The organism is Xanthomonas sp. WHRI 7945, from assembly GCF_035026585.1.
Map to the genome: position 1 here is coordinate 129,448 of NZ_JAYIQP010000011.1, position 13,952 is coordinate 143,399.

Consider the following 13,952-nt stretch of genomic DNA (forward strand, 5'->3'; position numbering starts at 1 on the left):
GCATCGGCAGGTTCGGACATGCAGCGTTTTCTGCGCGCCTTGTGGTCTGGCTCGGACTTCTCGCGGCCGCGTCGCAGTGGTGCGCGCGCCTGGCAGGGTGTGGCGTTGCTGCTGTCGCTCAGCTTCCTCGGCGTTGGCGGCGCGCAGGCCGAGATGGGCGTGGCGGCGACCACGCCGGCCGATCGCCTGCACGAAGCCTGGTGGGCGCAGCGCCATGAGCAGGTGCTGGCGCAGGTGCGCGCGCAGCCGGATGCGCCGCTGCTGCTGATCGGCGATTCGATCACCCACAACTACGACAAGGCCGACGCGCCGGACGAGGACTTCCAGCCGACCTGGCAGACCTTCTACGGCAGCCGCGGCGCGCTCAACCTGGGCTTCAGCGGCGACGCCACCGAGCATGTGCTGTGGCGGCTGCAGCACGGCGAAGTGGATGGCCTGCGGCCGAAGGTGGCGATGCTGCTGATCGGCACCAACAACACCGGCCACGAAAACCACAGCGCGGCGGACACCGTGCTCGGCATCGACGCGGTGGTGGCGACGCTGGAACAGCGCCTGCCGCACACGCGCATCCTGCTGCTCGGTCTGCTGCCCAGCGCGGTGTCGGCGCAGAAGAGCGCGCGCGATGCCGAGGTCAACCGCGCGCTGGCGGTGCGCTACGGCGACAATCCGCGCGTCACCTATCTGGACATCGGCGCGGTGTTCGGCAAGGACGGCGCGCTCGACCAAAGCCTGTTCTACGACCCGCGGCTGCGTCCGGCCGGCAAGGCGCTGCATCCGGACACGCGCGGCCAACGGCGCATGGCCGAGGCGATCGAGCCGACCCTGGCGCGGCTGCTCGGCGAGCCGCCGCGGGTGCCGCTGACGGCGATGACCCAGGTCGATACCGCGCTGGTGCCGGTGCCGTGGCTGGAGCAGGATTCCTACGACTGGTACGCGCGCCACCATGCCGCACTGGACGCGGCGCGCCGGCTGCAGCCGGAGGTGGTGATGATCGGCGACTCGATCACCCACTTCTGGGCCGGGCCGCCGCAGGCCACCCGGGTCAGCGGCGCGCAGGCCTGGCAGCGCACCTTCGGCGCGCGCAAGGTGCTGAACCTGGGCTTCGGCTGGGACCGCACCCAGAACGTGCTGTGGCGGCTGCGCCAGGGCGAGCTGGACGGGCTGGCGCCGCGCTGGGTGGTGATCAACATCGGCACCAACAACCTCACCGGTACCGACAACGCGCGCGCCAGCACGCCGCAGGAAACCGCCGACGGCGTGGCCGCGGTGGTTGCGCAGGTGCGGCAGCGGCTGCCGCGCAGCAAGATCGTGTTGATGGGCATCCTGCCGCGCGGCTTCGCCGCCGACGCGCCGCGGCGCGAACCGATCGTGCAGACCAACCGTTTGCTGGCCGCGCGCTTCGGCCACGACCCGGCGGTGCGTTGGCTGGACATCGGTGCGCGCTTCCTGCAACCCGACGGCAGCCTGCCGCAGGCGCTGATGCCCGACAGCACCCACCCCAGCGAGGACGGCTACCGGATCTGGGGCGAGGCGCTGCGCGAGATCGGCGTCGGCGATTGAAACACTGCTGGGGGAGCGGTGTTGCCCCGGCAGGGGGCTTGCCTGGCCAGGGAGGGCGCCCGGCACCCGGCACCCGGTACGCTGGCTGTCGGCGTCGATCAGCGGCGCGCCGTTTTTCTCTGTAGGAGCGGCTTCAGCCGCGACCGGATCTGTCCGGGAACGCCCCGGTCGCGGCTGAAGCCGCTCCTACAGGGAATGTCCGCTGGTGGATGCGGCGGCGGACTCAGCCCTTGTCCGGCTTGAGCAACTCCAGCACCGCTTCGCGGCGCCGCGCCGGCAGGTTGCGATAGCGGGTCAGCAATGCCTGCTCGTGCGCGTCGTGCGCCTGCAGCGCGTAGTCCCCCGGCAGCTCATGCACGCGCGCGCCCTGGCCCTGGCCGCAGATCAGTTCGTCGAGCGAGCGCTTGAGCACGCCGCGCAGGTTCGGCAACAGGCGGAAGCTCGGGGTCTCGCGATCGTTCTCCCAGGCCGACACCGACGACTTGGTCACGCCCAGCGCAAAGCCCAATTGTTCCTGAGTGAGCCCGGCGGCTTTCCTGGCTTCGCGCAAACGGTCGCCGAAGCTTTTCATCGCGGTGGGCCTTGCTGAGACGGGGCCTACCAAGATATGGAGCATCTACAACCTTGTCGTACAGCCATGCTTGACTCTAGATGTTCTGAGATTCAATACTTTGGCGGTGCGGGCCACGCTGACGCGTGAGGACATGCACGCCGGACAAGGACGACCCAGGAGTACGCAGTGCTGCGCCCATTTTCCATTGCCGTCGCGGCGACGGCGCAACGGACCACCGTGCGGTCGCGCCGGGCCGCCCGGGCCGGTGCCAGCGCGCGTTGCGCGGATGCGGCATGGCCACCTACGAAGTGAAGCTCAGGCGCGTGGCGCAGCTGGAGCCGACACTGTCCGTGTTGGTCCATGCCGCCAACGCCTACGTGGCCGCGCGCGCGGCCGAACGCCACAATCCCGGCTATCGCGCGTACCTGGTGGCGGTATGGGTGGAAGGCGTGCGCGTGGACCTGGGCGCGTTCCGGCGGCTGGAGCGCTGAGCGCGCCGCGGATGCGGGAACAGGCATGCGTGCATGCCGGCGCTGCGGCTGTCGCGTGGCGTTGTGCAGCGAAGCCTCTTGCAGTAAACACGCGGCGGAATCCGGCGGGCATTCGCTCTGCGCGGCTACGCGGAGATCGTGGGCTGTCGGAGTGGGTGTCGTGACGCGCGGCGCAGACAACAAAAAACCCGCCGAAGCGGGTTTTTCTTTACGACTCTTGCTGTATCGATGGTGCCCAGGAGAGGACTCGAACCTCCACGAAGTTGCCCCCGCTAGCACCTGAAGCTAGTGCGTCTACCAATTCCGCCACCTGGGCAATACAGGCGCGGAATTCTGCTGGCAGTGCGCGGTGCTGTCAAGCGAGTTCATGCGTGCATGGCGTGCATGGCGTGCATGGCGTGCGATCGCGGCGCGCTGGCCGAACCGCTCCTGCGGCGACCCGGGCATGCATGCGGGAAGATCGCATGCGGGGGCGATCGCGTTATCGGGGCAGGAGGGATGCCGGCCGCCTCGGCAAGCCAAGCGCTGACGCATCGGCGACAACATGGGACCGCAGTCGTTGTAGTTGTAGGAGGGCTTCGGTCCCGACGCGACACAGCCGGCAAAGCGCCGGACAGGCGTCCTCCCCACAAAGCCCGAGCAGGGCATGCACGGGTGACGCACGCCGCAGCGGCGAATGCCAGGCAAAAAAAATCCCGCCGAAGCGGGTTTTTCTTTACGACTCTTGCTGTATCGATGGTGCCCAGGAGAGGACTCGAACCTCCACGAAGTTGCCCCCGCTAGCACCTGAAGCTAGTGCGTCTACCAATTCCGCCACCTGGGCGATACAGGCCGAGAATTTTGTCGGTTGCGCGCGCCGCTGTCAAGCCTTGCCTGCCGACGCCGCGTCGGCCATGGCGCGTGCTGTCGGCGGTGCGTGCCACCGACGCTCCTGAGGGAGGGTCCAGCGGCGAAAGCGCAGGTCTTGGTCGGTCGCGCCGCAGTGGCCAAGCTTGGCACCGCTCCGCCGACGGGGCAGAGTGGCCATCGTCAGGTTGCAGTCGCCGCTGCTGCCTGGATGCACTCGGTGGCGCGGCAACTGCCTGATCGGCTCGCGATCGCGGCGTGCGGCGACGTGTTCGGCGGCGGTGGACGCGTCGCCGTCGGCGATCCCCCACGAGGCGCCGATGCGCAGGCCTCCGCGGCCGGCGGTGGCAGGACACCGCCGTGATCGGGCATGCACTGGTTCGAGCCGGTCGCGATGCCGCCGAAACGCTGGGCGCATGGCACGCGTTCGATCACGGCACGCATCCAGCGGTCTGGCGACGCACACGGAATGTGCCGTTCGCTGCCCGCGCGTCCCTGGGCGCCGCGTCGTTCGCCGGCGTTGACAAGGGCGCGCGCTGCCCGCAGAATTCGCGGCCTTCAGCGCCCAGATGGCGGAATTGGTAGACGCACTAGCTTCAGGTGCTAGCGGGGGCAACTTCGTGGAGGTTCGAGTCCTCTTCTGGGCACCACATGCAAGACGCGGGAGCGCTGAACTTCCGCAACGACCGGCCCGCTGACGCGGGCCTCGTCGTTTCTGGGGCGGCCCCGGTCCGGGACCGGGTTTGCCTGCGTTGACGGCCCAGCGAGTACCATGGGCGGATGACCAATCGAAAAACCAAGTCCGGCAAGCCCGGCAAGTCTGCGTCCCACGACACACCCGCCAGCAAGGGCGGCGCCCCGGCCGCGCCGCCTGCGGCGAAGAAATCCCGGATGCCGTCGTGGATGCCCAGCCTCCCCAGCTTCCTGCGGCGTAGTCCCAAGCCGCCGTTGCAGCCGCTGCATCCGCCCGAGCCTGTGGCCGCGCCGTCCTCGCGCAACGCACCGTCCTCACGCAAGAAACCTGCCACGGTCGCCGATCCGTTCGCCGCGCGCGAGGCCGAGCGCTATGCCGAACCGATCGCCAGCCGCGAGGCGATCCTGCAGCTGCTCGACCGCTGCGATGGCCCGCAGACCCTGGAAGAACTGGCCACGCAGCTCGGCCTGACCGAGCCGTCGCGCATGGAGGCGTTGAGCAAGCGCCTGGGCGCGATGCTGCGCGAGGCGCAACTGGTGCAGAACCGCCGCGGCGGCTACGCGCCGGTGCAGCAGACCAACCTGATCCCCGGCGTGGTGATCGCCAATCCCGACGGCTTCGGCTTCCTGCGCCCGGACGAGGGCGGCGACGACCTGTTCCTGCCGCCGTACGAGATGCGCAAGGTGCTGCATGGCGACCGCGCCCTGGCCAACGTCACCGGCATCGATCGCCGCGGGCGCCGCGAAGGCAGCATCGCACGGGTGATCGAGCGCGGCCTGAGCCGGCTGATCGGCCGTTTCAGCATGGAAGGCGGCATCGCCTACGTGGTGCCGGACGACAAGCGCATCCAGCGCAACATCCAGATCCCGACCGATGCGATGGGCGAGGCCCGCGACGGCCAGCTGGTGGTGTGCGAACTCACCTCCACCCCGGACGGGCGGCGCCCGCCGATCGGCAAGATCATCGCGGTGCTCGGCGACAAGCTGACCCCGTCGCTGGTGGTGGAAACCGCGATCCACGGCCGCGAGCTGCCGTACGAATTCCCGCAGGCGGTGCTCGACGAAGCCGCCGCGGTGCCGATGACGGTGGAGCCGGCGGCGATCAAGGGCCGCGTGGACCTGCGGCAGACCCCGCTGGTGACCATCGACGGCGCCGACGCCAAGGACTTCGACGACGCGGTGTTCTGCGAACCCAACGCCGACGGCTTCCGCCTGGTGGTGGCGATCGCCGACGTGTCGCACTACGTGCGCCCGGGCACGCCGCTGGACGCCGAAGCGATCCGGCGCGCGACCTCGGTGTATTTCCCCGGTTTCGTGGTGCCGATGCTGCCGGAGACGCTGTCCAACGGCATCTGCTCGCTCAATCCCAAGGTCGACCGCATGTGCTTCGTCTGCGACATGCAGATCGATCGCCAGGGCGAGGTGGGCGGCGCGCGCTTCTACGAGGCGGTGATGAATTCGCACGCGCGGCTCACCTACGACCAGGTGTGGCAGGCGGTGGGCGAGAAAGACGAACAGGTGCGCAAGGATGTGGCCGCGGTACTGCCGCAGATCGAGCGCCTGTACCAGCTGTTCCACGTGCTGGCCAAGGCGCGTTCGCGCCGCGGCGCGATCGAGTTCGAGACCTCGGAAGTGCGCTTCGTGCTCGACAACACCGGCGAAGTGACCCAGGCCGGGATGCTGGTGCGCAACGACGCGCACAAGCTGATCGAGGAATGCATGATCGCCGCCAACGTGGCCGCGGCGCGGCACCTGCTGGAGGCGCGCATCCCGGCGCCGTACCGCGTGCACGAGCGGCCGCCGGAGTCCAAGTACGCGGACCTGCTCGAGTTCCTGAAGGAATTCAAGCTGAGCCTGCCGCCGTGGAACAAGGTGGTGCCGGGCGACTACACCAAGCTGCTGAAGAAGGTGCGCGAGCGCCCGGACGCGGCGCTGCTGGAGTCGGTGCTGCTGCGCAGCCAGAGCATGGCGGTGTACTCGCCGGACAACGCCGGCCACTTCGGCCTGGCGCTGGAGGCGTACGCGCACTTCACCTCGCCGATCCGCCGCTATCCGGACCTGCTGGTGCACCGCGCGATCAAGTACGCGCTGACCCACGGGGCGCCGGACAAGTACCTGTACTCGCCGCGCGAGATGGCGGCGCTGGCGCTGCAGTGCTCCGAGCGCGAGCGCCGTGCCGACGAGGCCGAGCGGGAGGTCGACGAGCGCTACCGCGCGGCGTGGATGGAAAAGCACGTCGGCGGCCAGTTCGACGGCGTGGTCAGCGGCGTCACCAGCTTCGGCCTGTTCGTGGAGCTGGACCAGTCCAAGGTCAACGGCCTGATCCACGTGACCCAGCTGCCGCAGGACTATTACCAGTTCGACGCGGTGCGCAAGACCCTGTCCGGCGAGCGTCGCGGCATGCAGTTCCGGCTCGGCGACCGGGTCCGCATCCTGGTGCTCAAGGCCAGCATGGAAGAGCGCAAGATCGACTTCCGCCTGGTGGTGGAAGGCGAGCCGATGACCGACATGCCGCCGCCGCCGGAACGCGGCCAGCAGCAGCCGGCCAAGCGCAAGAAAAAGAAGTACTGACGGCGCAGGATCGCGGCGGGCCGCCCAGCGGCCGCCGCGATCGCTGACTCCTTGCGCGATGCGCATGGGAGCGCTTCCTGCGCGATGCGATTCGCAGCGGAGAGCAGATATGGAGCATGACGACTACAGCGGCGGTTGCCAGTGCGGCGCGGTGCGCTTCCGCGTGCGCGGCCGGCTCGACGACGCCTCGATCTGCCATTGCCGGATGTGCCAGAAGGCGTTCGGCGCCTACTACGCGCCGCTGGTGTCCACGCGCGGCGCGGAATTGGTGTGGACGCGTGGCGCGCCGAAGCATTTCCAATCCTCCAATCTGGTGCGGCGCGGTTTCTGCGCCGACTGCGGCACGCCGCTGACCTACGAGGCGCCGGACGGCGTCGCGGTGGCCGCCGGCGCGTTCGACGATCCGGCGGCGCTGCCGCCGCGGATCCAGTACGGGCTGGAGGGCAAGCTGCCGTTCGTGGACGGCCTGCACCGCTTGCCGGCGATCCGCACCGATGCCGACCTGGACGCGGCGCCGTTCCTGGCGCAGGTGGTGTCGCACCAGCATCCGGACCACGACACCGAGCGTTGGCCGGCCTGAGCCGGGCGCTGCCGCGCCATGCGGCTTTCTGTAAATCGCGCTTGGGTTCACGTTCGCGGCAGGACTTCTGTGCGCTTCGTCCCCGGTTGCGGACCGCATGGAGGCTGGCGTGGTCCAGCCCGCGCGCCGGCGATGTGACGTGGGCGCCGGCAACGCCTACCATTCCCGCTTTCCTTCCTCGCAGTCCCCGCCTCATGAGCAAGCAGAACCAGTGGATCGTCGGCGTCAACGCCGTGGCCTCGTCGATCGAGAACGATGCCGACAACGTGCGCGAAGTGCTGGTCGAAGCGGGCAGCAAGAACCCGCGGCTGGTGGAGATCGAGGAGAACGCACGGCGCAAGGGCATCGAGGTGCGGCGGGTCAACACCCAGGCGCTGGACGGCGTCGGCGGTTCGGTGCGGCACCAGGGCGTGGCCGCGCGCTATGCGGCGGCGCGCACCTGGGGCGAGAACGAACTGGAAGGGCTGGTCGCCGCGGCCGAGGGTCGCGCGCTGCTGCTGGTGCTGGATGGGGTGCAGGATCCGCACAACCTCGGCGCCTGCCTGCGCAGCGCGGCCGCGGCCGGTGCAACGGCGGTGGTGATCCCGAAGGACAAGTCGGCGCCGGTCAACGCCACCGTGCGCAAGACCTCGGCCGGCGCCGCCGACCGCATTCCGATCGTGGCGGTGACCAACCTGGCGCGCTGCCTGCGCGACCTGCAGAAGCAGGGCGTGTGGATCTACGGCCTGGTCGGCGAAGCCGAGACCTCGCTGTACGCGCAGGACCTGCGCGGCAACGTGGCGCTGGTGCTGGGCGGCGAATCCGACGGCCTGCGCCGGCTGACCCGCGAGCACTGCGACGGCCTGGTCAAGATCCCGATGCCCGGCGACATCGAGAGCCTCAACGTGTCGGTGGCGACCGGCGTGACCCTGTTCGAGGCGGTGCGCCAGCGCATGGGGTGAGCGGCGCGCGCGCAGGCGGCTGATCGCTGGAAAGCGCGGCGCCACGCCGCGTCTGCGCAACCTGCCCGAAGGCTGCTCCGTCAGCCTGCGGGCAACGCGCGGCGCCGCTGCGCCGGAGCCGGGCGCGGCACGCGGATCCACCCGCGGCGGCGGATTTTTGCCTACCATATGCGCTCTCCCCGTGTTCCGTTCCGGCAATGAGCCAGCATCGCCCCCGTCTCGCCGATCCTGGCCGGCCATCGTGCCCGTGTCCTGGTGCGTGTCGTCCATCGCCGCGCTGGATCGACACGCGCCGCTCCTGCAGCCGCTCGGGGTTGTGCCGGCGCCCGAAGGCGAACGTCTGTCCACATGCTTGTTCTTGCTTGCCGCGTGCGTGCGCAGGAACCTTGCGGCGTACCCAGGAATGGCCGGCACGCCCTGGCGCGGTTCGGGTCGGATCCGCTAGGTGAGGGGAGTGGCGCCGTTGCATGCGGCGGCTGGCCGCCGCGCCGCGCACGCTTGGCTGCCGGTCTTGCTGGCGTTGCTTGCCTTGGTGTTCGGGGCAGAGGCCGCCGCGACGAACGCCACGCCCGATGCCGGGCCGCCGCCGCTGCGCGACTACGCCGTGGATGCGTGGACCTCGCGCAACGGCCTGCCGCACAACTCGCTGCGCGACCTGGCGCAGACCGCGGACGGGCGGCTGTGGTTCGCGACCTGGGAAGGGCTGGTGCGCTACAACGGCCTGGATTTCGCGGTGATCGACCGCAGCACCCGTCCGGGCCTGCCCGACAACGGCGTCGGTTCGCTGTACGTGGGCCGCGACGGCACGCTGTGGCTCAGCGACTCGCGCGGCAACCTGGGCCGCTACGACCGCGCCGGCAACTGGCGCTTCTGGGTGCAGCCGCCGGGCTGGCCGCGCGCGTTGATCCACGCCATGACCCAGGACCGCCACGGCCGGCTGTGGCTGCTGTTCGAAGGCAACGGCCTGGGCTGCCTGTGGCCGGACGGCCGCTTCGACTACCAGCCGGCGCCGCCGGACCTGCCGCTGGCGGCGAGCTTCCCGCATATCGCCGTCGACGACCGCGACCGGGTCTGGATCGGCAGCCTCGACGGCCTGCTGTACCGCGACGCGCAGGGCGTGCTGCGGCGCGCGCCGGCGGCGTTCGGGCTGCCGCCCGGCCTGGCCTGGCCGTATCGCGACGCCGCCGGCACGCTGTGGCTGGTCGCCGGCGAGAACGTGTACCGGCTGCAGGGCGAGCGCGCGGTGCTGATGCATCGCCTGCCGGGCTACGGCCATTTCACCGCGATGCTGCGCGATCGCAACGGCGCGCTGTGGCTGGGCACCGAGAACCGGGGCCTGCTGCGCATCGGCCGCCATGGCGTCGAACACATGGCGCCGGGCGAGGTGCTGCCCAACGGCCGCGTGGTGAGCCTGCTCGAGGATGCCGAGGGCAGCATCTGGATCGGCGCCAACGGCGGCCTGTTCCGGTTGCGCGAAACCCTGTTCACCAGCTACACGCGCCGCGACGGGCTCAGCGGCGACTACGTGCGCGCCCTGCTGGAGGCGCCCGACGGCGCGCTGTGGATCGGCAGTGCCGCCGGGCTCGACCGGATGGCGGCGGACGGCACGGTCGCGCCGGCGGGCTTGCGCAACGCCAACGGCAGCGCGCCGTCGGTGCTGAGCCTGGCGCGCGGCGCGGACGGCGACCTGTGGGTCGGCACCTACGCCGACGGCGTGTACCGGATGCGCGACGGCCGCGTGCGCCGCCACTACGGCCAGGGCGACGGCCTGCCCAGCGGCCACGTGCGCACGATCAGCGTGGACCGCGCCGGCACGGTGTGGATCGGCACCCAGCGCGGGCTGGTGCGCATCGACGGCGAGCAGGCGCGGCCCGCCGCCGTGCCGGGCCTGCCGCAGGGCCTGATCACCGCGCTGGCCAGCATCGACGGCGCGCTGTGGATCGGCTCGGTCGAAGGCGCCTCCGTGCTGCGCGACGGCCGCGTGCAGCGACTGCCGCTGGAGCCGCTGGGCGGTGCGCGCAGCGTGTTCGGGTTCCAGGCGCTGGGCGGCGACGTCTGGATCTCCACCGATCGCGGCCTGCACCGCTACCGCGACGGCCGCCTGGCGCGGGTCGGGCTGGAGCAGGGCATGCCGGTGGACGCGGTGTTCCAACTGGTCCGCGACCGCCTCGGCGACGTCTGGATCAGCAGCAACCGTGGCGTGCTGCGGACGAGTGCCGCTGCGCTCGACGCGGCCGCCGACGGCCGCGGCGGCAGGTTGCAGGTGACCCGCTACAACGAGATCGACGGCATGGCCAACGCGCAGGGCAACGGCAGCTCCGGCCCGTCGATGATCGTGCGCGGCGACGGCAGCGTGTGGCTGGTCACCGCCGGCGGCGTCAGCACGGTCGATCCGCGCCGTCTGCAGCGTTTCCGCGAACGCCTGCCGCCGCCGGCGGCGATCGAGAACGTGTTGCTGGACGGGCGGCCGTTCGCCTGGCGCGGCCGGTCGCGCCTGCCCGGCGCCACGCGCATCGCGGTGTCCTACGTCGGGCTCAGCTACCTGCTGCCCGAGCGCATCCGCTACCGCACCCGGCTCGAGGGCCTGGACGCGGGCTGGGTGGAGCGCGGCCAGCAGCGCAGCGTCGAGTTCATCGGCTTGCCGCCGGGCGACTACACCCTGCACGTGGCTGCGGCGCACCCGGATGGCGCGTGGAGCACGCGCGAAGCGGTGTGGCGGTTCAGCGTGGCGCCGCTGTGGTGGCAGCGGCGCAGCGTGCAGGCCGGCGCCGCGCTGGCGCTGCTGCTGGGCATGGTGGCGCTGTACCGCTACCTGATCGGCCGCTACAAGCGCCGCAACCTGCGCCTGGAACGGCTGGTCGAGCAGCGCACCGGCGCCCTGCGCCTGCAGACCGAACGGCTGTTGCAGGCCGACGCCGACAAGAACCGGTTGCTGGCCGAACTGCAGGACCAGGCCGACGCGTTCGAGCGCCAGGCCCACGAGGATGCGATGACCGGGCTGCCGAACCGCCGCCATTTCGACGAAGTGCTGGTCCGCGAGGTCATGCGCGTGCACCGCAGCGGCAGTCCGCTGTGCCTGCTGGTGATCGATATCGACCGCTTCAAGCAGATCAACGACGGCTACTCGCATGCCACCGGCGATGCGGTGCTGCGCGAAGTCGGACGCCTGCTCGGCGAGGCCTGCCGCGGCTCCGACCTGCCGGCGCGGCTGGGCGGCGAGGAATTCGCGGTGCTGCTCAGCGACACGTCGCTGGCCGATGCCGAACGCGTGGCCGCACGCCTGCGCGAACTGTTCCATGCGCGCCCGCAGTGGGCCGACGCGCCAGCGCTGCGGGTGACCTTCAGCGCCGGGCTGGTGGCGCTGAGCGGGGAGGAGACGCCGAGCCAGCTGCTGCAGCGTGCCGACGCGGCGCTGTACCGGGCCAAGAGCGGGGGGCGGGACCGGGTCTGCGTGGGGTGAGTGCGAGTGCGGCGGCAGCTCCAGGCGCAGGCAACGGCGCCCGCCGCGCATTCGTCCGTCGTGGCGGGATCGGGCACGCGATCGCGGCACAGTCGGGAAACTGCAGCCGCTGTCGCCGATGGCCCGCCGGTCGCAAACCGGCCGTCCAGCCTCGGTTGCTTGTGCAGCGGCGCTGGACGCCGCGTTTGCTCGCACCGCCGAGCCGGTGCAACTTGCCCGCGTGGTCAGGGAGAGGTGGTCTGCAAGAACTTGAACATGACGTGGGCGTCCACCAGGCCCAGCTGCCGATGCCGGAAGGCCTTGGGCAGCGTGCCGACGATGGCGAAGCCGAGCTTCCGGTACAGCGCCATGGCCGCGACATTGGTGCTTACGACATAGTTGAACTGCATCGCCATGAACCCCTCGCGCTGCGCCTGGGCAAGGCTGTGCTCGACCAGCGCGCGGCTCACGCCCTGGCCTTGCGCGGCCGGGTCCACCAGGTAGGTCGCGGTGGCGACGTGCGAGCCCAGATCCGGGTAGTTGGCGCCCAGTTTGTACATGCCGAGCAAGCGCGCGCCGGCCATGGCCACAGATGCGATGTGGCCCCCGAACCAGTGCGCGCGAAAGGTGTCACGGTCCAGGCCGTCGGCAAACGGCAGTGCGTCGCCAGGCGCGATGACGGCCTGGAAGAGCATCCACATCGCCTCCAGATCGGCCAGCCCGGCCTGCCGGATCAGCATGGTCGCGGGCAGGGAGCTCACCTGCGCTCGCTCGCGGCCGGTCGGCAAGGCGGGTCGGCCTGGTGGCGCCTGGTCAGGCCTGGTCGGCCGTCAGCGATCCCAGGCTGAAGCCGGACACCGCGTTGATCTTGCCGCGCCACAGCACGCCGCGGTTGTTCGGCAACGGTTGGCCGCCAGGCGAAAAGTGGCGCGAATCGATCAAGTGGATGAACTGCGGCGGCGACGTGGTCTGCTCGCCGTTCTCCGAGTCGTAGATGGAGGCGTGGCTGGCGAAGGCCTGGCGAATGCTCTCCTTGCCTTCGGCGTCGCCGGGATAGGCGGCGGAGAATTCCTGCGCGAAGGTCTCGAAGTATTTCTTGCCGCTGACCAGCACGCCCGAGACGATGGCCCCTTCGACGAACAGCGTGACGCCGAACTGCACGGTGGACGTGTTGACCACGGTGACGAGCTTCTGCAGATACCAGTCGACGCTCTGGCCGTCGAACGACAGCTTGATCTGTTCCGGAGTGGATTGATTTTCGTCTTGAGCGGTCATGCGGTTCTCCTCGGTGGAGCGGCTAGGGCGTGCGCTGAGCCGCACCGCGAAACGGCGTGGCTTGCATGGATGCCAGACAGTGACCGGCCGACGGGTTTGACGGTGCAAACCTGCTTCCCCAGCACTGCTGCCCGAGTGTGCCACAGTCGGCATTGCGGCCGCGGCGCGGCGCGGTCTTGTGGCTCTTCTTGAAGATGCCGGGCCTGTTGGCCGCGGCGTTGACGCCTGACGCAGTGTCTCCGCGTCGCCAGGCGGCGCCGGCTGCATTGGTGCGGAACGGCCGGCGCGCGGGCCGTGTGCGCCGCGCTCAGCCGATCTGCGGCGCCGGCCAGGCGTTGGCGATCTTGCAGAACAGCCGCGCGGTCTGCTCGGTGTCGTAGACCGCGCTGTGCGCGTCGGCGGCGTTCCAGTCGAAGCCGGCCGCCTGCACCGCGCGCGCCAGCACGGTCTGGCCGTAGGCGATGCCGGCCAGGGTCACCGTGTCGAACACGCTGAAAGGATGGAACGGGTTGCGCTTGTGGCCGCAGCGCGCGACCGTGGCGTTGAGGAAATTCAGGTCGAAGTGCGCGTTGTGGCCGACCAGGATCGCGCGCTGGCAACCGTATTTCTTCACCGCCGCGCGTACCGGCGCGAACACGTGGTCCAGCGCCTCGCGCTCGGGCTTGGCGAAGCGGAACGGGTGGTCGAGGATGATGCCGGTGATTTCCAGCGACTTCGGATCGATGGCGGTGCCGGGCGCCGGCACCACGTGCGCGCTGGCGGTGACGCCGGGATACAGCTGGCCGAAATCATCCATCTCGATCGGCACCGCGGCGATCTCCAGCAGCGCGTGCCGGTTCCAGTCGAAGCCGCCGGTCTCCACATCCACCACCACCGGCAGATAGCCGCGGAAACGCCGCGACATGGGGGTGATGGCGAGGGGTTGGGACGGGCTGTCGACGTGATCGTTCATGCGTCCAGGGTAGCAGAGCGCGGCTAAACGCCCGCCGCTGGCGGTGGCGTG

At 70.4% G+C, this 13,952-nt stretch carries 10 protein-coding genes and 3 tRNA genes; 7 read left to right on the plus strand and 6 right to left on the minus strand.

Translation table 11 applies throughout. The annotated features are described in order from the left end of the window. Positions 1-153 precede the first annotated feature (153 nt). Positions 154-1,560: a GDSL-type esterase/lipase family protein gene (locus VDQ83_RS11115; protein ID WP_455434988.1), complete on the plus strand. Its 1,407-nt coding sequence runs from the start codon at positions 154-156 to the stop codon at positions 1,558-1,560. Between the two features lie 223 nt (positions 1,561-1,783). Here VDQ83_RS11115 and VDQ83_RS11120 read toward each other — a convergent pair whose 3' ends face one another. Next, positions 1,784-2,131, minus strand: coding sequence for a helix-turn-helix domain-containing protein (locus tag VDQ83_RS11120; protein WP_263395020.1), 348 nt, complete (start codon positions 2,129-2,131; stop codon positions 1,784-1,786). A gap of 275 nt (positions 2,132-2,406) precedes the next feature. On the opposite strand from VDQ83_RS11120, the gene VDQ83_RS11125 reads away from it, so the two are divergent. Continuing rightward, entirely contained in the window at positions 2,407-2,604 is a 198-nt protein-coding gene (locus VDQ83_RS11125) for a hypothetical protein (protein WP_263395019.1), read from the plus strand. Between the two features lie 229 nt (positions 2,605-2,833). On the opposite strand, the gene VDQ83_RS11130 is transcribed toward VDQ83_RS11125, so the two are convergent. Both VDQ83_RS11130 and VDQ83_RS11135 read right to left on the minus strand, forming a co-directional pair. Next, positions 2,834-2,920, minus strand: a tRNA-Leu gene (locus VDQ83_RS11130). A 420-nt stretch (positions 2,921-3,340) separates the two neighbouring features. Further along, positions 3,341-3,427, minus strand: a tRNA-Leu gene (locus tag VDQ83_RS11135). Between the two features lie 586 nt (positions 3,428-4,013). Here VDQ83_RS11135 and VDQ83_RS11140 point away from each other — a divergent pair. From VDQ83_RS11140 to VDQ83_RS11160, 5 genes are all read left to right on the plus strand, one after another. Next, positions 4,014-4,100: transfer RNA gene (locus VDQ83_RS11140), tRNA-Leu, on the plus strand. A gap of 130 nt (positions 4,101-4,230) precedes the next feature. Beyond that, on the plus strand, positions 4,231-6,714 hold the full coding sequence (gene rnr / locus VDQ83_RS11145; protein WP_455434967.1) for a ribonuclease R: 2,484 nt from the start codon (positions 4,231-4,233) through the stop codon (positions 6,712-6,714). Positions 6,715-6,823: 109 nt separating this feature from the next. Further along, positions 6,824-7,294, plus strand: a complete 471-nt coding sequence (locus VDQ83_RS11150) for a GFA family protein (RefSeq protein WP_455434968.1) — start codon at positions 6,824-6,826, stop codon at positions 7,292-7,294. A gap of 194 nt (positions 7,295-7,488) precedes the next feature. Then, on the plus strand, positions 7,489-8,235 hold the full coding sequence (gene rlmB / locus VDQ83_RS11155) for a 23S rRNA (guanosine(2251)-2'-O)-methyltransferase RlmB (RefSeq protein ID WP_263395016.1): 747 nt from the start codon (positions 7,489-7,491) through the stop codon (positions 8,233-8,235). Positions 8,236-8,746: 511 nt separating this feature from the next. Next, complete coding sequence (locus VDQ83_RS11160) at positions 8,747-11,695, plus strand: diguanylate cyclase (RefSeq protein ID WP_455434969.1); 2,949 nt, start codon at positions 8,747-8,749, stop codon at positions 11,693-11,695. Positions 11,696-11,919: 224 nt separating this feature from the next. Here the strand turns inward: VDQ83_RS11160 and VDQ83_RS11165 are convergent, their stop codons facing one another. The 3 genes from VDQ83_RS11165 to rnt form a co-directional block, all read right to left on the minus strand. Next, on the minus strand, positions 11,920-12,462 hold the full coding sequence (locus VDQ83_RS11165; protein ID WP_455434970.1) for an N-acetyltransferase family protein: 543 nt from the start codon (positions 12,460-12,462) through the stop codon (positions 11,920-11,922). A gap of 25 nt (positions 12,463-12,487) precedes the next feature. Further along, a complete protein-coding gene (gene gvpU / locus VDQ83_RS11170) occupies positions 12,488-12,949 on the minus strand; it encodes a gas vesicle accessory protein GvpU (RefSeq protein WP_309917416.1) in 462 nt (153 codons plus the stop codon). A 307-nt stretch (positions 12,950-13,256) separates the two neighbouring features. After that, positions 13,257-13,901 (minus strand): ribonuclease T, encoded by a 645-nt coding sequence (rnt, locus tag VDQ83_RS11175; RefSeq protein ID WP_263395013.1) that lies wholly within the window; start codon positions 13,899-13,901, stop codon positions 13,257-13,259. Between the last annotated feature and the right edge of the window lie 51 nt (positions 13,902-13,952).

Bases quoted from the DNA above. Each gene is read 5' to 3' on its own strand.
- VDQ83_RS11115 (WP_455434988.1), top strand. From the start codon at position 154: ATGGGCGTGGCGGCGACCACGCCGGCCGATCGCCTGCACGAAGCCTGG.
- VDQ83_RS11120 (WP_263395020.1), bottom strand. From the start codon at position 2,131: ATGAAAAGCTTCGGCGACCGTTTGCGCGAAGCCAGGAAAGCCGCCGGG.
- VDQ83_RS11125 (WP_263395019.1), top strand. From the start codon at position 2,407: ATGGCCACCTACGAAGTGAAGCTCAGGCGCGTGGCGCAGCTGGAGCCG.
- rnr (WP_455434967.1), top strand. From the start codon at position 4,231: ATGACCAATCGAAAAACCAAGTCCGGCAAGCCCGGCAAGTCTGCGTCC.
- VDQ83_RS11150 (WP_455434968.1), top strand. From the start codon at position 6,824: ATGGAGCATGACGACTACAGCGGCGGTTGCCAGTGCGGCGCGGTGCGC.
- rlmB (WP_263395016.1), top strand. From the start codon at position 7,489: ATGAGCAAGCAGAACCAGTGGATCGTCGGCGTCAACGCCGTGGCCTCG.
- gvpU (WP_309917416.1), bottom strand. From the start codon at position 12,949: ATGACCGCTCAAGACGAAAATCAATCCACTCCGGAACAGATCAAGCTG.
- rnt (WP_263395013.1), bottom strand. From the start codon at position 13,901: ATGAACGATCACGTCGACAGCCCGTCCCAACCCCTCGCCATCACCCCC.